Source organism: Streptomyces venezuelae (assembly GCF_008642335.1).
GTDB classification, from domain to species: domain Bacteria; phylum Actinomycetota; class Actinomycetes; order Streptomycetales; family Streptomycetaceae; genus Streptomyces; species Streptomyces venezuelae_F.
Genome location: NZ_CP029191.1, coordinates 1,223,995 through 1,244,686, shown reverse-complemented (window position 1 = coordinate 1,244,686; position 20,692 = coordinate 1,223,995). Strand labels below are relative to the sequence as shown.

The 20,692-nt window shown below is 70.2% G+C and carries 17 protein-coding genes and 1 pseudogene; 15 read left to right on the top strand and 3 right to left on the bottom strand.

The annotated features are described in order from the left end of the window. Positions 1 to 55 precede the first annotated feature (55 nt). The 9 genes from DEJ49_RS05440 to DEJ49_RS05400 all read left to right on the top strand — a co-directional run bounded on the left by DEJ49_RS05440 (position 56) and on the right by DEJ49_RS05400 (position 10,365). Positions 56 to 808, top strand: coding sequence for a YebC/PmpR family DNA-binding transcriptional regulator (locus tag DEJ49_RS05440; RefSeq protein WP_150182872.1), 753 nt, complete (start codon positions 56 to 58; stop codon positions 806 to 808). A gap of 128 nt (positions 809 to 936) precedes the next feature. Continuing rightward, on the top strand, positions 937 to 1,566 hold the full coding sequence (gene ruvC, locus DEJ49_RS05435; RefSeq protein WP_150182870.1) for a crossover junction endodeoxyribonuclease RuvC: 630 nt from the start codon (positions 937 to 939) through the stop codon (positions 1,564 to 1,566). After that, a complete protein-coding gene (gene ruvA, locus DEJ49_RS05430) occupies positions 1,563 to 2,174 on the top strand; it encodes a Holliday junction branch migration protein RuvA (RefSeq protein WP_150182869.1) in 612 nt (203 codons plus the stop codon). The genes ruvC and ruvA overlap by 4 nt, the downstream gene beginning before the upstream one ends. A gap of 70 nt (positions 2,175 to 2,244) precedes the next feature. Continuing rightward, a complete protein-coding gene (ruvB, locus tag DEJ49_RS05425) occupies positions 2,245 to 3,327 on the top strand; it encodes a Holliday junction branch migration DNA helicase RuvB (RefSeq protein ID WP_150182867.1) in 1,083 nt (360 codons plus the stop codon). 196 nt (positions 3,328 to 3,523) lie between these two features. After that, the gene (gene yajC, locus DEJ49_RS05420) at positions 3,524 to 3,988 is read left to right on the top strand and encodes a preprotein translocase subunit YajC (RefSeq protein ID WP_150182865.1); all 465 of its coding nucleotides are present in this window, start codon (positions 3,524 to 3,526) and stop codon (positions 3,986 to 3,988) included. Between the two features lie 162 nt (positions 3,989 to 4,150). Next, on the top strand, positions 4,151 to 5,920 hold the full coding sequence (secD, locus tag DEJ49_RS05415; RefSeq protein ID WP_150182863.1) for a protein translocase subunit SecD: 1,770 nt from the start codon (positions 4,151 to 4,153) through the stop codon (positions 5,918 to 5,920). Position 5,921: 1 nt separating this feature from the next. After that, complete coding sequence (secF, locus tag DEJ49_RS05410) at positions 5,922 to 7,049, top strand: protein translocase subunit SecF (protein ID WP_150182861.1); 1,128 nt, start codon at positions 5,922 to 5,924, stop codon at positions 7,047 to 7,049. Beyond that, the gene (locus DEJ49_RS05405) at positions 7,046 to 7,594 is read left to right on the top strand and encodes an adenine phosphoribosyltransferase (protein WP_150182859.1); all 549 of its coding nucleotides are present in this window, start codon (positions 7,046 to 7,048) and stop codon (positions 7,592 to 7,594) included. Before secF ends, DEJ49_RS05405 begins: the two co-directional genes overlap by 4 nt. A gap of 230 nt (positions 7,595 to 7,824) precedes the next feature. Next, positions 7,825 to 10,365: a RelA/SpoT family protein gene (locus DEJ49_RS05400; protein WP_150182858.1), complete on the top strand. Its 2,541-nt coding sequence runs from the start codon at positions 7,825 to 7,827 to the stop codon at positions 10,363 to 10,365. Positions 10,366 to 10,434: 69 nt separating this feature from the next. Here DEJ49_RS05400 and DEJ49_RS05395 read toward each other — a convergent pair whose 3' ends face one another. Continuing rightward, complete coding sequence (locus DEJ49_RS05395) at positions 10,435 to 11,667, bottom strand: DUF349 domain-containing protein (RefSeq protein ID WP_150182856.1); 1,233 nt, start codon at positions 11,665 to 11,667, stop codon at positions 10,435 to 10,437. Positions 11,668 to 11,801: 134 nt separating this feature from the next. Beyond that, positions 11,802 to 12,623, bottom strand: coding sequence for a peptidylprolyl isomerase (locus DEJ49_RS05390; protein ID WP_150182854.1), 822 nt, complete (start codon positions 12,621 to 12,623; stop codon positions 11,802 to 11,804). A gap of 167 nt (positions 12,624 to 12,790) precedes the next feature. Here DEJ49_RS05390 and DEJ49_RS05385 point away from each other — a divergent pair, with 167 nt between their 5' ends. The 5 genes from DEJ49_RS05385 (at position 12,791) to rpsD (ending at position 17,937) form a co-directional block, all read left to right on the top strand. After that, positions 12,791 to 13,504: an MBL fold metallo-hydrolase gene (locus DEJ49_RS05385; protein ID WP_150182853.1), complete on the top strand. Its 714-nt coding sequence runs from the start codon at positions 12,791 to 12,793 to the stop codon at positions 13,502 to 13,504. A 13-nt stretch (positions 13,505 to 13,517) separates the two neighbouring features. After that, positions 13,518 to 14,780 carry a histidine--tRNA ligase gene (gene hisS / locus DEJ49_RS05380; RefSeq protein WP_150182851.1) on the top strand — a complete coding sequence of 421 codons (1,263 nt, stop codon included), beginning with the start codon at positions 13,518 to 13,520 and terminating at the stop codon, positions 14,778 to 14,780. Between the two features lie 130 nt (positions 14,781 to 14,910). Further along, complete coding sequence (locus DEJ49_RS05375) at positions 14,911 to 15,552, top strand: vitamin K epoxide reductase family protein (RefSeq protein ID WP_150182849.1); 642 nt, start codon at positions 14,911 to 14,913, stop codon at positions 15,550 to 15,552. 47 nt (positions 15,553 to 15,599) lie between these two features. Then, positions 15,600 to 16,961, top strand: coding sequence for a replication-associated recombination protein A (locus DEJ49_RS05370; RefSeq protein WP_150182847.1), 1,362 nt, complete (start codon positions 15,600 to 15,602; stop codon positions 16,959 to 16,961). Positions 16,962 to 17,322: 361 nt separating this feature from the next. After that, positions 17,323 to 17,937: a 30S ribosomal protein S4 gene (gene rpsD / locus DEJ49_RS05365; protein ID WP_055563995.1), complete on the top strand. Its 615-nt coding sequence runs from the start codon at positions 17,323 to 17,325 to the stop codon at positions 17,935 to 17,937. A gap of 25 nt (positions 17,938 to 17,962) precedes the next feature. On the opposite strand, the pseudogene DEJ49_RS05360 reads toward rpsD, so the two are convergent. Next, positions 17,963 to 20,057: pseudogene (locus tag DEJ49_RS05360) on the bottom strand (ATP-binding protein); the annotation flags it as partial. Between the two features lie 172 nt (positions 20,058 to 20,229). Between DEJ49_RS05360 and DEJ49_RS05355 the strand changes: the two are divergent. Next, complete coding sequence (locus DEJ49_RS05355) at positions 20,230 to 20,688, top strand: DUF948 domain-containing protein (protein WP_150165621.1); 459 nt, start codon at positions 20,230 to 20,232, stop codon at positions 20,686 to 20,688. Positions 20,689 to 20,692 lie beyond the last annotated feature (4 nt).

The window sequence follows — 20,692 nt, the reverse complement described above, 5'->3', positions numbered from 1 at the left end:
TTAAGGTCTGGGAGAGTTCTTACTGGTTGTTGGGTAACGCGAAGGAGACAGGCAGATGTCCGGCCACTCTAAATGGGCTACGACGAAGCACAAGAAGGCCGTGATCGACGCCAAGCGCGGCAAGCTCTTCGCGAAGATGATCAAGAACATCGAGGTCGCGGCCCGTACCGGCGGCGCCGACCCCGCCGGTAACCCGACGCTCTTCGACGCCATCCAGAAGGCCAAGAAGAGCTCGGTCCCGAACAAGAACATCGACTCCGCGGTCAAGCGCGGCGCCGGTCTCGAAGCCGGTGGCGCCGACTACGAGACGATCATGTACGAGGGCTACGGCCCGAACGGCGTCGCGGTGCTCATCGAGTGCCTCACCGACAACCGCAACCGCGCCGCCTCCGACGTGCGTGTCGCCATGACGCGCAACGGCGGCTCGATGGCCGACCCGGGCTCCGTCTCGTACCTCTTCAACCGCAAGGGCGTCGTCATCGTCCCCAAGGGCGAGCTGTCCGAGGACGACGTCCTCGGCGCCGTCCTGGACGCGGGCGCCGAAGAGGTCAACGACCTGGGCGAGTCCTTCGAGGTCCTCTCCGAGGCCACCGACATGGTCGCGGTGCGCACCGCGCTCCAGGAAGCCGGCATCGAGTACGACTCGGCCGACGCCAACTTCGTCCCGACCATGCAGGTCGAACTGGACGAGGACGGCGCCCGCAAGATCTTCAAGCTGATCGACGCGCTGGAGGACAGCGACGACGTGCAGAACGTCTTCGCCAACTTCGACGTCTCGGACGAGGTCATGGCGAAGGTCGACGCGTAAGCGGCACTCGCGCAGTTCCCCGCGCCCCTCTGGGGTGTGCGCATGGGCCGACGGGACACGCCCCGTCGGCCCATCGCGTTGTCAGAGGGACCCGATAGCCTGCACGGACAGGCGATTGGAGGGGCTGCGTGCGCGTGTTGGGGGTCGACCCGGGGCTGACCCGGTGCGGTGTGGGAGTCGTCGAGGGCGTCGCGGGGCGCCCGCTGACCATGCGCGGCGTCGGAGTCGTGCGGACCCCGGCCGACGCGGAGTTGGGGCACCGGCTCGTGGCCATCGAGCGCGGCATCGAGCAGTGGCTCGACGAGCACCAGCCGGAATTCGTCGCTGTGGAGCGCGTCTTCAGCCAGCACAACGTGCGCACGGTCATGGGCACCGCCCAGGCCAGCGCCGTCGCCATGCTCTGCGCGTCGCGCCGCGGCATCCCCGTCGCCCTGCACACCCCCAGCGAGGTCAAGGCCGCCGTCACCGGCAGCGGCCGCGCCGACAAGGCGCAGGTCGGCGCGATGGTCACCCGCCTCCTGAGGCTCGACGCACCGCCCAAGCCCGCGGACGCCGCCGACGCCCTCGCCCTGGCCATCTGCCACATCTGGCGCGCCCCCGCGCAGAACCGCCTGCAGCAGGCCGTCGCCCAGAACCGCCTCCAGCAGGCCGTGGCCGCCCATGCAGCCAAGAACCCGACGGCACGGACAACACAGCCAGCACAGCCGGCACGGACAACACAGCCTGCACAGACAGCACAGAAAGGCCGTACCGCATGATCGCCTTCGTCAGCGGCCCCGTCGCCGCCCTCGCCCCCGATACCGCGGTGGTCGAGGTGGGCGGCATCGGCATGGCCGTCCAGTGCACGCCGAACACGCTCTCCACCCTCCGCGTCGGCCAGCAGGCCAAGCTCGCCACCTCCCTGGTCGTGCGCGAGGACTCCCTCACCCTGTACGGCTTCGCGGACGACGACGAGCGCCAGACCTTCGAGCTGCTGCAGACCGCGAGCGGTGTCGGCCCGCGCCTCGCCCAGGCCATGCTCGCCGTGCACAGCCCCGACGCCCTGCGCCGCGCGGTCTCCACCGGCGACGAGAAGGCCCTCACGGCCGTCCCCGGCATCGGCAAGAAGGGCGCCCAGAAGCTCCTCCTGGAGTACAAGGACCGCCTCGGCGAGCCCCTCGGCACCGGCGGCCCCGCGATCGGCAAGGCCGTCACCGCGGGCTGGCGCGACCAGCTGCACGCGGCACTCATCGGCCTCGGGTACGCCACGCGCGAGGCCGACGAGGCCGTCGTCGCCGTCACCCCCCAGGCCGAGGCCATGGAGGGCACCCCGCAGGTCGGCCAGCTCCTGAAGGCCGCACTCCAGACCCTGAACCGCACCCGCTGACACGGGCACCCCGCCCGTCGGCCCCCGCCGACGACCACCCCGGAACCGACCGCATCGCGAGGCACACCGCATGAACTGGGACGACCCCACCCACGACGCCGCCGAAGCCGCCGACGCGGCCGAGCGGCTCGTCGGTGCGTCCGCCGACGGCGAGGACCAGGCGGTCGAGGCCGCCCTGCGCCCCAAGGACCTGGGCGAGTTCATCGGCCAGGAGAAGGTCCGCGAACAGCTCGACCTCGTCCTGCGGGCGGCCCGCGCGCGCGGCGCCACCGCCGACCACGTCCTGCTCTCCGGAGCCCCCGGCCTCGGCAAGACGACCCTCTCGATGATCATCGCCGCCGAGATGGGCGCCCCCATCCGCATCACCAGCGGCCCCGCCATCCAGCACGCGGGCGACCTGGCCGCGATCCTCTCCTCCCTCCAGGAGGGAGAGGTCCTCTTCCTCGACGAGATCCACCGGATGTCGCGGCCCGCCGAGGAAATGCTCTACATGGCCATGGAGGACTTCCGCGTCGACGTGATCGTCGGCAAGGGTCCCGGCGCCACCGCCATCCCCCTCGAACTGCCCCCGTTCACGCTCGTCGGCGCCACCACGCGCGCGGGCCTGCTCCCGCCGCCGCTCCGCGACCGCTTCGGGTTCACCGCGCACATGGAGTTCTACGAACCCACCGAGCTGGAGCGCGTCGTCCACCGCTCCGCTCAGCTGCTCGACGTGGAGATCGACCCGCGGGGCGCCGCCGAGATCGCGGGGCGCTCGCGCGGCACGCCCCGTATCGCCAACCGCCTGCTGCGCCGCGTCAGGGACTACGCGCAGGTGAAGGCCGACGGCTCGATCACCCAGGACATCGCCGCAGCGGCCCTTGCCGTCTACGAGGTGGACGGGCGCGGTCTCGACCGCCTCGACCGCGCCGTTCTGGAGGCCCTGCTCAAGCTGTTCGGCGGCGGCCCGGTCGGCCTGTCGACGCTCGCCGTCGCGGTGGGGGAGGAGCGTGAGACGGTCGAGGAGGTGGCGGAACCCTTCCTGGTACGGGAGGGACTGCTGGCCCGCACCCCGCGCGGCCGCGTCGCCACGCCCGCCGCGTGGGCGCACCTCGGCCTCGTTCCCCCGCGTCAGGCGGGCGGAAAGGGACAACAGGACTTGTTCGGGACGTGATAAAGGCGAGACAGCGCCGCGGCCGGAGAACAACGGCGCGGAGAGTCGACCCGTCAGGAACTGCGGTGCCATGCTGAGCGTTGTTCGTTAGGTGCGGACTCGCTTAGACTCCGCCGATGCCGCCCTTGTGGGCGGCGTGCCCACCCCCATCCCCATGGCCGCTTACCTGCGCGGCCTGCGAAGGAAACTCCGTCCCGTGAATATCGTGACCCTCCTCCCGTTCATCGTGCTCATCGGGGCCATGTTCCTGATGACCCGGTCTGCCAAGAAGAAGCAGCAGGCCGCCGCGCAGATGCGTAACGAGATGCAGCCCGGCACCGGCATCCGCACGATCGGTGGCATGTACGCCACCGTCAAGGAGGTTCACGACGAAGCCGTCCTCCTTGAGGTGGCCCCCGGTGTCCACGCGGTGTACGCGAAGAACTCGATCGGCGCCGTCCTCGACGACGACGAGTACAACCGCATCGTGCACGGCACCGAGGACGACCTGAACGAGGACGCCCCCGTCGTCCCGGACGACGCCTCCTCCCTCACCGAGAAGACCGACGAGCCCGCCGACGCCTCCGACGACTCGCCCATCGACCTCGGCAAGAAGGACGCGGCCGCCGGGGCCGACGACGCGGAGCCGAAGAAGACCGACGGCGAGTCCGACGCGAAGTAGTCACGACCGGTATCCGTGGGGCGCGCCGCTCGCGCGCCACGGATACCGGACCACGTGCATTTCGCGCCGAATCTCGACACCACTTCATGGCCGCCCGCCCGGGCTCCCGCACTGCAGGGGGGCAGACCGGAGTCCGGGCGGTTGGACAGGGAGAACGAGAAGGTGGCAGCACCGAAGAAGGGCCGAAGGCAGAGCGCCCCGGGCAAGCCGGGACGCTCGCTGGTCTTCATCCTGATTGCCCTCGTGGCGCTGACCGGGGGAATGTTCCTTTCCGGGCACACGACGCCACGCCTGGGCATCGACCTCGCCGGTGGTACGAGCATCACGCTCGAGGCGAAGAACGAGCCGGGTCAGAAGAACGCGATCAACCCGGACAACATGAACACCGCGGTTGACATCATCAACAACCGTGTCAACGGTCTGGGTGTCTCCGAGGCCGAGGTTCAGACCCAGGGCGACAAGAACATCATCGTCAACATCCCCAAGGGTTCGAACGAGAAGCAGGCGCGCGAGCAGGTCGGTACGACCGCTCAGCTCTACTTCCGCCCGGTGATCACGCAGGCCCCCGGTCAGCCCACGCCGGAGCCGTCCACCAGCCCTTCGTCCGGGACGGACAAGGAGAAGGACAAGGACAAGGCGACCGACAAGGCGACCGACAAGGCCACCGACAAGGCCGGCTCCCCGAGCGGCACCCCCACCTCCCAGGGCCGCGCCGTCAGCGAGGCCCTGAAGGCCGACCCGACGCCGTCCGCCTCGGACAAGGACAAGGACAAGGGCGGCAAGAAGGACGAGACGCCCAAGCCCGACCCGGCCACCGCCAAGCTCCAGGAGCAGTTCACCAAGCTGGACTGCACCGACAAGAAGCAGCGTGCCGCGGCCGGCCGTGGCATCAAGCCTTCGGACCCCACTATCGCGTGCGGCAAGAGCCCCGACGGCAAGACCTGGGACAAGTTCATCCTGGCCCCGGCCGAGCTGAACGGTAAGGACGTCGACGACGCCAAGGCGGTCATCAACCAGCAGTCCGGTGCCTGGGTCGTCAACATGGAGTTCACCAAGGGCGGCGCGAAGAAGTTCTCGAAGACCACCAGCAAGCTGTCGCAGCAGCAGTCCCCGCAGAACCAGTTCGCGATCGTCCTCGACGGCGAAGTGGCCTCGGCCCCCAGCGTCAACACGACCCTGAGCACCAACGCCGAGATCTCCGGCAGCTTCAACCAGGAGTCCGCCAAGGACCTGGCGAACATCCTGTCGTACGGCGCCCTGCCGCTGACCTTCCACGAGCAGAGCGTCACCACGGTCAGCCCGGCCCTCGGCGGCGAGCAGCTCAAGGCGGGCCTGATCGCGGGCGCCATCGGCCTCGCGCTCGTCATCATCTACCTGGTGGCCTACTACCGAGGCCTCTCGCTCATCGCCATCGCGAGCCTCCTGGTCTCCGCGGCGCTGACGTACACGATCATGACGCTGCTCGGCCCGACCATTAAGTTCGCGCTCAACCTGCCCGCGGTGTGTGGTGCGATCGTTGCGATCGGTATCACCGCGGACTCGTTCATCGTGTTCTTCGAACGCGTACGGGACGAGATCCGCGAGGGCCGCACGCTGCGACCCGCCGTCGAGCGGGGCTGGCCGCGCGCCCGGCGCACCATCCTGGTCTCCGACTTCGTGTCGTTCCTCGCCGCCGCCGTCCTCTTCGTCGTCACCGTCGGCAAGGTGCAGGGCTTCGCGTTCACGCTCGGCCTGACCACGCTGCTCGACGTCGTCGTGGTGTTCTTCTTCACCAAGCCGCTGATGACGCTCATGGCGCGCAAGAAGTTCTTCGCGAGCGGCCACAAGTGGTCCGGTCTCGACCCGGAGCGGCTCGGCGCCAAGCCGCCGCTGCGCCGGTCGCGCCGCACCACCGCTCCCCCCGCCGGCCCTGTCGACCCGAAGGAGGCGTGAGATGTCGAAGCTCGGCAATCTCGGCGCCAGGCTCTACCGCGGTGAGGTCGGCTACGACTTCGTCGGCAAGCGCAAGATCTGGTACGGCATCTCGATACTGATCACCATCACGGCCATCGTCGGCCTGGCGGTGCGCGGCCTGAACATGGGCATCGAGTTCGAGGGCGGCGCCGTCTTCAACACGCCGAAGACCAGCGTCTCGGTCGCCCAGGCCGAGGAGTCCGCGGAGAAGGCGTCCGGTCACGACGCGATCGTCCAGAAGCTCGGTGACGACAAGCTCCGCATCCAGATCGCGGGCGTCGACATCAAGAAGTCCGACCAGATCAAGAAGTCGCTGGCCGAGGACCTGGACGTCAAGGCCGGCGACATCGACGCCGACCTCGTCGGCCCCAGCTGGGGCGACCAGATCGCCAATAAGGCCTGGCAGGGCCTGGCGATCTTCATGGTCCTCGTCGTGATCTACCTGGCCATCGCCTTCGAATGGCGCATGGCCCTGGCGGCACTGATCGCGCTGATCCACGACATCACCATCACCGTGGGTGTGTACGCGCTGGTCGGCTTCGAGGTCACCCCGGGCACGGTGATCGGTCTGCTGACCATCCTCGGTTACTCGCTCTACGACACGGTGGTGGTCTTCGACAGCTTGAAGGAGCAGTCGAAGGACATCACCAAGCAGACGAAGTACACCTACAGCGAGCTCGCCAACCGCAGCATCAACGGCACCCTGGTGCGCTCCATCAACACCACGGTCGTCGCGCTGCTTCCGGTGGCGGGCCTGCTGTTCATCGGTGGCGGCGCCCTCGGCGCGGGCATGCTCAACGACATCTCGCTGTCGCTGTTCGTGGGCCTCGCGGCCGGTGCGTACTCCTCGATCTTCATCGCCACGCCGCTCGTCGCCGACTTCAAGGAGCGCGAGCCGCAGATGAAGGCCCTCAAGAAGCGGGTGCTCGCCAAGCGCGCGGCGGCCGCCGCCAAGGGCGAGTCCGCGGAGGCCCCGGAGTCCTACGCCGACGAGGAGCCGCAGGACGACGCCGTGCCCGGTGACGCCGCTCCTGCCGTCGTCGGTCCCCGCAGCCAGCCCGCGTCGCGCAACCGCGGCCGTGGCCGGCCCTCGGGGAAGCGCCGATGACCGAGCTGGAAGGCGTCACGGAGCTGCTGCTCAGCCGCATCCGTGACGTCCCGGACTACCCGAAGCCGGGCGTGATGTTCAAGGACATCACGCCGCTGCTCGCCGATCCGGTCGCGTTCGCGGCGCTCACGGAGACACTGGCGGACCTCAGCACGCGGCACGGCGCCACGAAGATCGTCGGCCTGGAGGCCCGCGGCTTCATCCTCGGCGCCCCCGTCGCGCTCCGCGCGGGCCTCGGCTTCATCCCCGTGCGCAAGGCGGGCAAGCTGCCCGGGGCGACGCTCCGGCAGAGCTACGACCTGGAGTACGGCAGCGCCGAGATCGAGGTGCACGCCGAGGACCTGGCGGCGGGCGACCGCGTCATGGTCATCGACGACGTCCTCGCCACCGGCGGCACCGCGGCGGCCTCGCTGGACCTGGTCCGGCGCTCGGGCGCCGAGGTGGCCGGCGTCGCGGTCCTCATGGAGCTCGGCTTCCTCGACGGCCGCCGCAGGCTGGAGCAGGCTCTGGACGGGGCGCCGCTGGAGGCGCTGATCACCGTCTGAGACGGCTCGCAGGACAGCACGACGGGCGTTCCGGTACCCACCGGGACGCCCGTCGTCGTCTCCGGCCGGATCCCGCTCTGGACGGGGCCGGGGGAATCTGCTGTACGTCTTTCGCGTTTCTCCAGTACAGAGGCGTCTCACCGGCCGGAGGAGAGCCGACGCCCCAGGATCGATACCATGGACTCTTCGGGGCCTGTCCGGGGGACCCCGATCGCGCACAGGGAGCGCTCTTGCCAGACGAGTCCCAGCCACTCACCGCCGCCAAGGCCGCCCAGCAGGGCAAGGAGGCCTCGGCCGGATCCGTGGCGCCCGCGAAGAAGCCCGCGGGCGCGCAGGGCGGCACGTCCGCGCAGCGCGTCCAGGGAGAGGTGTCCCGGGGCGACAAGCCCGCCGAGCAGCCCCGCCCGAAGCCGCCCGCGGACCACCATCCGACGGCTCCGGCGATCCGGCCCGCCACCGGCCAGCCCTCGCGCTCCGGTTCCTCCAACCGCGTACGGGCCCGGCTCGCCCGCCTCGGCGTCCAGCGCTCGAACCCGTACAACCCCGTCCTGGAGCCCCTGCTGCGCATAGTGCGCAGCAACGACCCCAAGATCGAGACGTCGACGCTCCGCCAGATCGAGCGGGCCTACCAGGTCGCGGAGCGCTGGCACCGCGGCCAGAAGCGCAAGAGCGGCGATCCGTACATCACGCACCCACTCGCCGTGACGACCATCCTCGCCGAGCTCGGCATGGACCCCGCCACCCTGATGGCCGGGCTCCTGCACGACACCGTCGAGGACACCGAGTACGGCCTGGACACCCTCAAGCGCGACTTCGGCGACCAGGTCGCCCTGCTCGTCGACGGCGTCACCAAGCTGGACAAGGTCAAGTTCGGCGAGGCCGCGCAGGCCGAGACCGTGCGCAAGATGGTCGTCGCCATGGCCAAGGACCCCCGCGTCCTGGTCATCAAGCTCGCCGACCGCCTGCACAACATGCGCACGATGCGGTATCTGAAGCGCGAGAAGCAGGAGAAGAAGGCCCGCGAGACGCTGGAGATCTACGCTCCGCTGGCGCACCGCCTGGGCATGAACACCATCAAGTGGGAGCTGGAGGACCTCGCCTTCGCGATCCTCTACCCCAAGATGTACGACGAGATCGTGCGGCTCGTCGCCGAGCGCGCCCCCAAGCGCGACGAGTACCTGGCCATAGTGACCGACGAGGTCCAGGCCGACCTGCGCGCCGCCCGCATCAAGGCGACCGTCACCGGACGCCCCAAGCACTACTACAGCGTCTACCAGAAGATGATCGTCCGCGGCCGTGACTTCGCGGAGATCTACGACCTGGTGGGGATCCGTGTCCTGGTCGACACGGTCCGCGACTGTTACGCCGCCCTCGGCACCGTCCACGCGCGATGGAACCCGGTCCCCGGCCGGTTCAAGGACTACATCGCGATGCCGAAGTTCAACATGTACCAGTCGCTGCACACGACGGTCATCGGCCCCAACGGCAAGCCCGTCGAGCTGCAGATCCGTACGTTCGACATGCACCGCCGCGCCGAGTACGGCATCGCCGCGCACTGGAAGTACAAGCAGGAAGCCGTCGCAGGAGCCTCCAAGGTGCGCACCGACGTGCCGAAGAAGGCCGGCGGCAAGGACGACCACCTCAACGACATGGCGTGGCTGCGCCAGCTCCTGGACTGGCAGAAGGAGACCGAGGACCCCAGCGAGTTCCTGGAGTCGCTGCGCTTCGACCTGTCGCGCAATGAGGTCTTCGTCTTCACCCCGAAGGGCGACGTCATAGCGCTACCGGCGGGCGCCACCCCCGTCGACTTCTCGTACGCGGTGCACACCGAGGTCGGCCACCGCACCATAGGAGCGCGGGTCAACGGCCGTCTCGTACCGCTCGAATCGACCCTGGACAACGGCGACCTGGTGGAGGTCTTCACCTCCAAGGCGGCGGGCGCGGGCCCGTCCCGCGACTGGCTCGGCTTCGTCAAGTCACCGCGGGCGCGCAACAAGATCCGCGCGTGGTTCTCCAAGGAGCGCCGCGACGAGGCCATCGAGCAGGGCAAGGACGCCATCGCGCGCGCCATGCGCAAGCAGAACCTGCCGATCCAGCGGATCCTCACCGGCGACTCGCTGGTCACCCTCGCCCACGAGATGCGCTACCCCGACATCTCCTCGCTGTACGCGGCGATCGGCGAGGGCCACGTCACCGCGCAGTCCGTCGTGCAGAAGCTCGTGCAGGCGCTCGGCGGCGAGGAGGCCGCCAACGAGGACATCGCCGAGAGCGCGCCGCCGTCCCGCGGCCGCAGCAAGCGCCGCTCCAACGCCGACCCGGGCGTCGTCGTCAAGGGCGTCGAGGACGTGTGGGTCAAGCTGGCCCGCTGCTGCACGCCCGTGCCGGGCGACCCCATCATCGGCTTCGTCACGCGCGGCAGCGGCGTATCGGTTCACCGCAGCGACTGCGTGAACGTCGACTCGCTCTCGCGCGAACCCGAGCGCATCCTCGAGGTCGAGTGGGCGCCCACCCAGTCCTCGGTCTTCCTGGTCGCCATCCAGGTCGAGGCCCTGGACCGCTCGCGCCTCCTGTCGGACGTCACGCGCATCCTCTCGGACCAGCACGTGAACATCCTGTCGGCGGCCGTGCAGACCTCCCGCGACCGCGTCGCCACGTCCCGCTTCACCTTCGAGATGGGCGACCCGAAGCACCTCGGCCACGTGCTCAAGGCGGTCAGGGGCGTGGAGGGCGTCTACGACGTCTATCGGGTGACGTCGGCGCGCAGGCCGTAAACGCGGTACTACGTAGAGGGGCTCCCGCACGCGATGTGCGGGAGCCCCTCTACGTAGCGTGCCGAAAACTCAGCCGCCGAACTCGTGCAGACCCTTGAGGGCCTGGTCGAGCAGCGCCTGGCGCCCGTCGAGCTCCTTCTGGAGCTTGTCGGCCTTGGCGTTGTTGCCCGCGGCGCGAGCCTTCTCGATCTGCTCCGTCAGCTTGTCCACCGCCGCCTGCAGCTGCCCCGTCAGGCCCGCGGCCCGAGCCCGCGCCTCCGGGTTCGTCCGGCGCCACTCGGCCTCCTCGGACTCCTGCAGCGCCCGCTCCACGGCGTGCATCCGGCCCTCGACCTTCGGCCGCGCGTCACGCGGGACGTGGCCGATGGCCTCCCACCGCTCGTTGATGGCACGGAAGGCGGCACGGGCCGACTTCAGGTCCGTCACCGGGACGAGCTTCTCCGCCTCGGCGGCCAGCTCCTCCTTCAGCTTCAGGTTCTCGCCCTGCTCCGCGTCGCGCTCCGCGAAGACCGCGCTGCGCGCCGCGAAGAACACGTCCTGGGCGCCGCGGAACCGGTTCCACAGGTCGTCCTCGTGCTCACGCTGGGCGCGGCCCGCGGCCTTCCAGTCGGCCATCAGCTCGCGGTAGCGCGCGGCCGTCGGACCCCAGTCCGTCGAGTTCGACAGCGCCTCGGCCTCGCCGACCAGCTTCTCCTTGGCCTTGCGGGCCTCCTCGCGCTGCGCGTCCAGCGACGCGAAGTGCGCCTTGCGGCGCTTGGAGAACGCCGAGCGGGCGTGCGAGAAGCGGTGCCACAGCTCGTCGTCCGACTTGCGGTCGAGCCGCGGCAGCCCCTTCCAGGTGTCCACCAGGGCCCGCAGCCGCTCGCCGGCCGCCCGCCACTGCTCGCTCTGGGCCAGCTCCTCCGCCTCGACGACCAGCGCCTCCTTGGCGTGACGCGCCTCGTCGGACTGCTTGGCCTTCTGGACCTTGCGCTCCTCGCGGCGCGCCTCGACGCTCTCCACGAGCTTGTCGAGCCGCTTGCCCAGGGCGTCCAGATCGCCGACCGCGTGCGCCTCGTCGACCTGCTGACGCAGGTGATCGATGGCGGTCATCGCGTCCTTGGCCGACAGGTCGGTGGTTTTCACCCGGCGCTCGAGAAGTCCGATCTCGACGACCAGACCGTCGTACTTGCGCTCGAAGTAGGCCAGGGCCTCGTCCGGGGATCCTGCCTGCCACGAACCGACCACTCGCTCGCCGCCGTCGGCCGTACGCACGTACACGGTCCCCGTCTCGTCGACGCGGCCCCACGGGTCGCTGCTCACAGCGCCTCCTCCACATGATGCCTGCGCAGGGCCTCGGGGCCCCCGGCATCGTCCACAGTTTCGTCCCCGCCAACATAGGCGACCGGCGGGGCGGCTGTCCGCATCCCGCACGACCGAAGTTTGCCTGGCGGCGCTCAGGATCTGGTGACGGTGGCCTTGTCGATGACGACCGTCGCGTTCGGGGCGCCGTCGCCCTGGCCGGTGCTCTCGCCCGCGGCGGCGATCTTCTTCAGGACCTTCATCCCCGAATCGGAAATGGTCCCGAACGGTGTGTAGTCGGGCGGCAGCTGACTGTCCTGGTAGACGAGGAAGAACTGGCTCCCGCCGCTGTTCCTGCCCTTCTTCGTCTGCGCGTTGTACTGGTTCGCCATCGCGACCGTGCCCGCCGGATACACCTTGCCCTTGAGGCGCTCGTCCTTGAGGTTCTCGTCCGGGATCTTGTAGCCGGGAGTGCCCGTGCCGTCGCCCTTGGGGTCGCCGCACTGCAGGACGTAGATGCCGCCGGTCGTCAGCCGGTGGCACTTGGTGTGGTCGAGATAGCCCTTCTTCGCCAGGAAGTTGAAGGAGTTGACCGTGCGCGGGGCCTTCGCCGCGTCCAGGTCGAGGGCGATGTCGCCGCACGTCGTCCTCAAGTCCATCGTGTAGTCCGCGGACTTGTCGATGCTGAGTGCGGGCTCCTTGTCGAAGGTCAGCGGCTTCACCTTGCCGGGCGCCGCCTTCGCGCACGGATCCTTCGGGGTGCTGCTGGGACTCGCGCTCGCGTCGTCCTTGGTGTCGTCCCCGTCGAAGGCTCCCGCGGCGTACGACACCGCGCCGCCCGCCACGACCACCGCGAGGGCGCCCGCGATCACCGCGTTGCGCGCCCGTGCCCTGCGCCGCGCGGCCTCTCGCCGCTCCTGCTGGCGCGCCATCTTCTCCCGGGCGAGCTGCTTGCGCCGCTGTTCCTGGCTGACCACCGGCTTTTCTCCCCTTCTCCCGCGCATGTCTCGGCATGCGCCGCGTAGTGCCCCGTACCGTATATGGGTTACCTGTGAAATCGGCAGCGCCGGTAGGCTCTGATCTGCCGCGTTCTCCCGCCGGGGGCCGCGGTCACCCGCCGCCGGACGACGAACGAAGGACGATCGTGCTCATTGCCGGGTTCCCCGCCGGGGCCTGGGGCACCAACTGCTACCTGGTCGCCCCCGCCGCAGGCGAGGAGTGCGTGATCATCGACCCGGGCCACCAGGCCGCCCAGGGAGTCGAGGACGCACTCGAGAAGCATCGGCTCAAGCCCGTCGCGGTCATCCTCACCCACGGCCACATTGACCACGTCGCCTCGGTCGTCCCGGTCTGCGGGGCGCACGACGTACCCGCGTGGATCCACCCCTCCGACCGGTACATGATGAGCGACCCCGAGAAGGCGCTCGGCCGCTCCATCGGGATGCCACTCATGGGCGAGCTGACGGTGGGGGAGCCCGACGACCTGCGGGAGCTGTCCGACGGCGCCGACCTGAAGCTGGCGGGCCTCGACTTCTCCGTCGCGCACGCCCCGGGCCATACGAAGGGGTCGGTGACGTTCCGGATGCCCGAGACCGAGGAGATCCCCTCGGTCTTCTTCTCGGGCGACCTGCTCTTCGCCGGCTCCATCGGACGCACCGACCTGCCCGGCGGCAGCCACACCGAGATCCTCGAATCGCTGGGCCGCGTGTGCCTGCCGCTCGACGACTCGACCGTGGTGCTGTCCGGCCACGGCCCCCAGACATCCATCGGCCAGGAGCGCGCCACCAATCCGTATCTGCGGCAGGTGGCCGCCGGCCTGGGCCCGGGCGACATGTCCGGCCCGCGACGAGGAATGTGACGAGAGAAATTCCGTGAGCACCTTCAAGGCCCCCAAGGGCACGTACGACCTGCTTCCGCCGGACTCCGCGAAGTTCCTCGCGGTCCGCGAGGCCATCGCCGCGCCGCTGCGCAACTCCGGCTACGGCTACATCGAGACGCCCGGGTTCGAGAACGTCGAGCTGTTCGCGCGCGGTGTCGGTGAGTCCACCGACATCGTCACCAAGGAGATGTACGCCTTCACCACCAAGGGCGGCGACGAGCTCGCGCTGCGCCCCGAAGGCACCGCCTCCGTCCTGCGCGCGGCCCTGGAGGGCAACCTCCACAAGGCGGGCAACCTCCCCGTCAAGCTCTGGTACTCCGGCTCCTACTACCGGTACGAGCGCCCCCAGAAGGGCCGCTACAGGCACTTCTCCCAGGTCGGCGCCGAGGCGATCGGCGCCGAGGACCCGGCGCTCGACGCCGAGCTGATCATCCTGGCCGACCAGGCGTACCGCGCCCTCGGCCTGCGGAACTTCCGGATCCTGCTGAACTCGCTCGGCGACAAGGAGTGCCGCCCCGTCTACCGCGCCGCGCTGCAGGAGTTCCTGCGCGGCCTGGACCTGGACGAGGAGACACGTCGACGTATCGACATCAACCCGCTGCGCGTCCTCGACGACAAGCGGGCCGACGTCCAGAAGCAGCTCGTCGGCGCGCCCTCGCTGCGCGACTACCTGTGCGACGCCTGCAAGGCGTACCACGAGCAGGTCCGCGAGCTGATCACGGCGGCGGGCGTCGCCTTCGAGGACGACGAGAAGCTCGTCCGCGGCCTGGACTACTACACCCGCACGACCTTCGAGTTCGTCCACGACGGCCTCGGCTCGCAGTCCGCGGTCGGCGGCGGCGGGCGCTACGACGGCCTCTCCGAGATGATCGGCGGCCCCTCGCTGCCCTCGGTCGGCTGGGCGCTCGGCGTGGACCGCACGGTGCTCGCCCTGGAGGCGGAGGGCGTCGAGCTCGAACTGCCCGCGTCCACCAGCGTGTTCGCGGTGCCGCTCGGCGACGAGGCGCGCCGCGTCCTGTTCGCCAAGGTGACCGAGCTGCGCAAGGCGGGCGTCGCGGCGGACTTCTCGTACGGCGGGAAGGGCCTCAAGGGCGCGATGAAGAACGCCAACCGCAGCGGCGCGCGTTTCACCGTCGTCGCCGGTGAGCGCGACCTCGCCGAAGGCGTCGTCCAGCTCAAGGACATGGAGTCCGGGGAGCAGAGCGCCGTCGCGGTCGATGACATCGTCGCGGTGCTCACGGCGAAGCTGGCGTAGCGCGCCGGAGAGGCACTTTTCCACGCGGGGTCCGGAAACGGACCCCGCGTTGCCGTTCCGGGGACGGACACACAGGTACGTACGGCACAATGTCCCTGCCCGCGGCCACCACAAGCGACGGAACGGCGTGATGAGCAAAACGATGTCAGCGAAGGACGGCGCCCTGGACGAGCAGGAGCGCACCGCCGCGCCCCGTTCCGTCGGCGGCAGCCGCGCGCTCGCCCTGCTCCTGGTGATCACCGGCGCGGGCGGTCTGCTCGCCTCCTGGGTCATCACGCTCGACAAGTTCGAGCTCCTGAAGGACCCGAACTTCCAGCCGGGCTGCAGCATCAACCCGGTCGTCGCCTGCGGCAGCATCATGAAGAGCGAGCAGGCCGAGGCGTTCGGCTTCCCCAACCCGATGCTGGGCCTGGTCGCCTACGGCATCGTGATCTGCGTCGGCATGAGCCTCCTCGCGGGAGCCCGCTTCCCCCGCTGGTACTGGCTCACGTTCAACGCGGGCACGCTCTTCGGCGTCGGCTTCTGCACCTGGCTGATGATCCAGTCGCTCTACCACATCAACGCGCTCTGCCTCTGGTGCACGCTCGCCTGGATCATGACGCTCGTCATGTTCTGGTACGTCACCTCGTCCAACATCCGCGCCGGCTTCCTGCCCGCGCCCGCCTGGGCCAGGAGCTTCCTCGCGGACTTCACCTGGGCGCTGCCGGTCATGCACACCGGCGTCATCGCGATGCTGATCCTCACCCGCTGGGGCGCCGACCTCTGGGCCTGACCGGCTGCCCGGAGGGATTGTCAGTGGGGTGACATAGGGTTCTTGACGTGGAGCCCGATCTGTTCACCGCCGCAGCCGAAGACCGCCAGGAGAAGGACCCGTCCAGCAGCCCCCTGGCCGTCCGGATGCGCCCCCGCACCCTCGACGAGGTCGTCGGCCAGCAGCACCTGCTGAAGCCCGGCTCGCCGCTGCGCCGCCTCGTCGGCGAGGGCGGCGGAGGGCCCGCGGGACCGTCCTCGGTCTTCCTGTGGGGCCCGCCCGGCATCGGCAAGACCACCCTCGCGTACGTGGTCTCCAAGGCCACGAACAAGCGCTTCGTCGAGCTCTCCGCGATCACCGCGGGCGTCAAGGAAGTGCGCGCCGTGATCGACGGCGCCCGCCGGGCGATGGGCGGCCACGGCAAGGAGACCGTCCTCTTCCTCGACGAGATCCACCGCTTCAGCAAGGCGCAGCAGGACTCCTTGCTGCCCGCCGTGGAGAACCGCTGGGTCACGCTGATCGCGGCGACGACGGAGAATCCGTACTTCTCGATCATCTCGCCGCTCCTGTCCCGCTCCCTGCTCCTCACGCTCGAACCGCTCACCGACGACGACCTGCGCGGCCTGCTGCGCCGGGCGATCGTCGACGAGCGGGGCCTGGCCGGCGCGGTCGAGCTGCCCGAGGAGGCGGAGGAGCACCTGCTGCGGATCGCGGGCGGCGACGCCCGCCGTGCGCTCACCGCACTGGAGGCGGGCGCGGGCTCGGCGCTCGCCAAGGGCGAGAAGGAGATCACCCTCCAGACGCTGGAGGAGTCCGTCGACCGGGCCGCCGTGAAGTACGACCGCGACGGCGACCAGCACTACGACGTCGCGAGCGCCCTCATCAAATCCATCCGCGGCTCGGACGTGGACGCCGCCCTGCACTATCTGGCCCGCATGATCGAGGCGGGCGAGGACCCCCGCTTCATCGCCCGGCGCCTCATGATCTCCGCCAGCGAGGACATCGGCCTCGCCGACCCGACGGCCCTGCCCACCGCGGTCGCCGCCGCCCAGGCCGTCGCCATGATCGGCTTCCCGGAGGCCGCGCTCACCCTCAGCCACGCCACGATCGCGCTGGCCCTGGCCCCGAAGTCGAACGCCGCGACGATCGCGATCCAGCAGGCCCAGGCCGACGTCCGCGGTGGCCTCGCGGGCCCCGTCCCGCCCCACCTGCGCGACGGGCACTACAAGGGCGCGGCCAAGCTGGGCCACGCCCAGGGGTACGTGTACCCGCACGACGTCCCCGGCGGCATCGCCACCCAGCAGTACGCACCGGACACCATCGAGGGAAAGCGCTACTACCACCCGACGAGGTACGGCGCGGAGGCCCGGTACGCCGACGTGGTCGAGCGGGTCCGCGCCCGCCTGCGGGGCGAGCAGCCCGAGGGCTGAAGCACCCCGCCGTACCCGGTACACTTGCCCGAAGTGCTGCGTCCCGTGTCCGGTCTCGTACCGGCACCACCAGAACGGGACATCCAGCCGGAACCCCGCCGCCGTAAGGCGCGAGGGGATCCAGGAGCGTCGCGCACCGTCGAAGGTGTCGCGGGCAGCCCACCACCACCCGGAGCCCACGGCCCCGCGGAATCGGTCGGTGGGCCACTCGCGTGCTGCACATTGTGCCCAGACCAGGGAGCGGCTGCCTCACGGCCCCACGGCTTTCGAGCCCACGGCCCGCGAGGTTTCCCAGGCTGCGGATTGCGACCTCCCCTAACCCTGGTGAAGCCGATTTCACAGAGAACAGAGAGGTTGGTTCATGCCGAACCAGTCCCGCCCCAAGGTCAAGAAGTCGCGTGCCCTCGGCATCGCGCTGACCCCGAAGGCCGTCAAGTACTTCGAGGCCCGTCCCTACCCGCCGGGCGAGCACGGCCGTGGGCGCAAGCAGAACTCGGACTACAAGGTCCGTCTGCTCGAGAAGCAGCGGCTGCGCGCGCAGTACGACCTCTCGGAGCGCCAGCTCGTCCGTGCCTACGAGCGCGCGTCCAAGACGCAGCTCAAGACCGGTGAGGCCCTGGTCATCGAGCTGGAGCGTCGTCTCGACGCCCTGGTTCTGCGTTCGGGCATCGCCCGCACGATCTACCAGGCCCGCCAGATGGTCGTGCACGGCCACATCGAGGTCAACGGCGGCAAGGTCGACAAGCCGTCGTACCGCGTCCGTCCCGACGACGTCGTGATGGTCCGCGAGCGCAGCCGCGAGAAGCCGCTGTTCCAGGTCGCGCGCGAGGGTGGCTTCGCCCCCGACGGTGAGACCCCGCGCTACCTCCAGGTGAACCTGAAGGCCCTGGCCTTCCGCCTGGACCGCGACCCGAACCGCAAGGAGATCCCCGTGATCTGCGACGAGCAGCTCGTCGTCGAGTACTACGCCCGCTGACCCGGACGTAGCTCACCCTGCTGCAGCCCGTCGCCTCCCCGCCCTTCCCGGCGGGGCAGGCGGCGGGTTCGCTCGTTTCCGGGCCCGCTGCCCAGCGCCCGGGCGACCGCCGCGTCCAGGCCGAGGCCCGCACCCGCCCGCACGCACTCCTCGTACCGCACATCGCCCAGCGCCTCGCGCGCCTGCCGCTCGCACATCAGATGCGGCCTGCCGAAGTGCACCGAGCCGAACAGCGGCAGCCCCACCGACGGCCAGATGCTCGCCGCGGCGCCCTGCAGCACCGCCGCCTCCGCCGGATCGCCCTCCGCTGCCGTGAACAGCGCCAGCAGCTCGATGGACAGGACCGTGCCGAGCAGGTCGTGGAAGCGGTGGTCGGTGCGGAGCGACTCGGCGAGCAGCTCCCGCGCCGTCCCCGCCTCACCGCGGGTCCACGCCGCGAACCCCAGCACGTAAAGGGCGTACGCGAGGGTCCAGCGCTCCCCGTGGTCGTCGCAGACCCGGCGCACCTCCTCGCAGAGCTCCACCGCCACCGCGAGCTCGCCCCGGAAGACCAGCGCCATGGCGAGCTCGGTCTGCCCCATGAGGACGTTGCTGTTGAGCTCACCGATCTCCCGGTACCGCTCCAGCGCCGAGCGCAGCAGTGCCTCCGCGCGGGGCAGATCGTCCGTGACCAGGGCCAGGCAGCCGATGCGGTGCTCCGCGTACGCCGCCGCGAGCGCGCTGCCCGCCCGCTCCGCGCCCTCCCGGCACTCGTGCAGCGCGGCCAGCGCGGCGACCGTGTCGCCCTGCAGCACCGCCACGTAGCCGAGCACCCACAGTGCCTTGAGCCGCGAGTCGTCGTGCCCGCCGTCCAGCTCAAGGGCCCGGTCGAGCCAGTGCCTGCCCTCCGCGAGACGGCCGCAGCCCGCCCAGTAGAACCAGAGCGTGCCGGCGAGGTACTGCCCCAGGTGGGTCTGGTCGTCCTCGGTCAAACAGAACTCCAGGGCAGCGCGCAGGTTGGGCAGTTCGAGGTCGACGAGGGCGGCGACCTCCGGCTGGCGCGGCGAGAACCAGTCCAGCTCGCACCAGGTGGCGAGCCCCATGAACCAGTCGCGGTGCCTGCGCCGCAGCCGGCCGCTCTCGCCCGCCGCCGCCAGCCAGTCGGCGCCGTACGCCCTGACCGTGTCGAGCATGCGGTAGCGCACGCCCGACGGCCCGACCTCACGGGTCACGATGGACTGGGCGAGCAGCTCGTCCAGTACGTCGAGCACGTCGTCGGCGGGCAGCCCGTCCCCGGCGCAGATGTACTCGGCGGCCTCCAGGTCGAACTGCCCGGCGAACACCGAGAGGCGCGACCACAGCAGCCGCTCCCGCGGCGCGCACAGCTCGTGGCTCCAGCCGATGGCGGTGCGCAGTGTCTGATGCCGCGGCGGCGCGTCGCGTCGTACGCCCGTGAGCAGCCGGAACCGGTCGTCGAGCCGGGCGAGCAGCTGCGCGGGCGAGAGCGCCCGCAGCCGTCCCGCGGCCAGCTCCACCGCGAGCGGAATCCCGTCGAGACGGCGGCACAGCTCCATGACGTCCGCGCGGTTGCCGTCGTCCAGGGCGAAGCCGGGCAGGCCCGCCACCGCCCGGTCGGTGAAGAGCGCCGCGGCGTCCGGGCCCGGCATCGGCGCGAGCGGGAAGAGCCGCTCGCCCTCGATCTCCAGCGGCCTGCGCCCCACCGCGAGCACGCGGAGGCCGGGGGAGTGCACAAGGAGATCGCGCACCAGCGAGGCGCACGCGTCGACGAGGAGCTCGAAGCCGTCGACGACCAGGAGCAGTTCCCGCTCCGCGAGGTGCCCGAGCAGCACCTGGCGCGGCGGCCGCTTCGTGTGGTCCGTGAGACCCAGGGCGTCGGCGACCGCGTGCTCGAGCAGCTCGGCGTCCCGCAGCGCCGTGAGATCCACCAGCCAGGCGCCGTCGCGCACTCTGCTCCGCGCCGCCGCCCGCACCGCGAGCCGCGACTTCCCGACCCCGCCGACCCCCGTCACCGTGACCAGCCGACCCGCCTCCAAAGCCGTGGCGAGTTCGGCGAGTTCGGTGTCCCGACCGACGAAGGCGTTCAGTTCCAGGGGAAGATTGCCGGACTGAGAAGGTCGCATAGGGTACGGAGGGTACTCATCCGTATGCGGTCCGTACAATCGCTGCGGACAACTCCTGGAAGCGCGCGGAGGAATGCGGTACGGAGCGGCGCCCCCGGCGCGATAGGGTCGGGGGACGACTTTTCGATGTTCAGAACGAAGTTCAGGGACGAGATCCAGGGAGCGGTGCCAAGTGTCCGGTGGAGAGGTTGCCGGGATCCTGGTGGCTGTCTTCTGGGCGATCCTGGTCTCCTTCCTCGCGGTGGCACTGGCGAGGCTGGCCCAGACGCTCAGGGCGACCACCAAGCTCGTCGCGGACGTGACCGAGCAGGCGGTCCCGCTCCTGGCCGACGCCTCCACCGCGGTGCGCACCGCGCAGACGCAGATCGACCGGGTCGACGCCATCGCCTCCGACGTCCAGGAGGTCACGTCGAACGCGTCGGCGCTGTCCACGACGGTCGCCTCGACCTTCGGCGGCCCGCTCGTCAAAGTCGCCGCGTTCGGCTACGGCGTGCGCAGGGCCATCGGCCGCAAGACCGCCCCCGAAACAAAGGACATGCCCGCCAAGCCGTCCCGTCGTACGGTGATCGTGGGTCGCACCGTCCCGTCCGCGCGACGGACCAAGCGGGCCAACCGGACCAAGAGGGACTGACGCA

What these genes read in the sequence shown, in the direction of transcription:
- DEJ49_RS05440 (WP_150182872.1), top strand. Translation starts at nt 56, where the DNA reads ATGTCCGGCCACTCTAAATGGGCTACGACGAAGCACAAGAAGGCCGTG.
- ruvA (WP_150182869.1), top strand. Translation starts at nt 1,563, where the DNA reads ATGATCGCCTTCGTCAGCGGCCCCGTCGCCGCCCTCGCCCCCGATACC.
- ruvB (WP_150182867.1), top strand. Translation starts at nt 2,245, where the DNA reads ATGAACTGGGACGACCCCACCCACGACGCCGCCGAAGCCGCCGACGCG.
- secF (WP_150182861.1), top strand. Translation starts at nt 5,922, where the DNA reads ATGTCGAAGCTCGGCAATCTCGGCGCCAGGCTCTACCGCGGTGAGGTC.
- DEJ49_RS05405 (WP_150182859.1), top strand. Translation starts at nt 7,046, where the DNA reads ATGACCGAGCTGGAAGGCGTCACGGAGCTGCTGCTCAGCCGCATCCGT.
- DEJ49_RS05375 (WP_150182849.1), top strand. Translation starts at nt 14,911, where the DNA reads ATGAGCAAAACGATGTCAGCGAAGGACGGCGCCCTGGACGAGCAGGAG.
- rpsD (WP_055563995.1), top strand. Translation starts at nt 17,323, where the DNA reads ATGCCGAACCAGTCCCGCCCCAAGGTCAAGAAGTCGCGTGCCCTCGGC.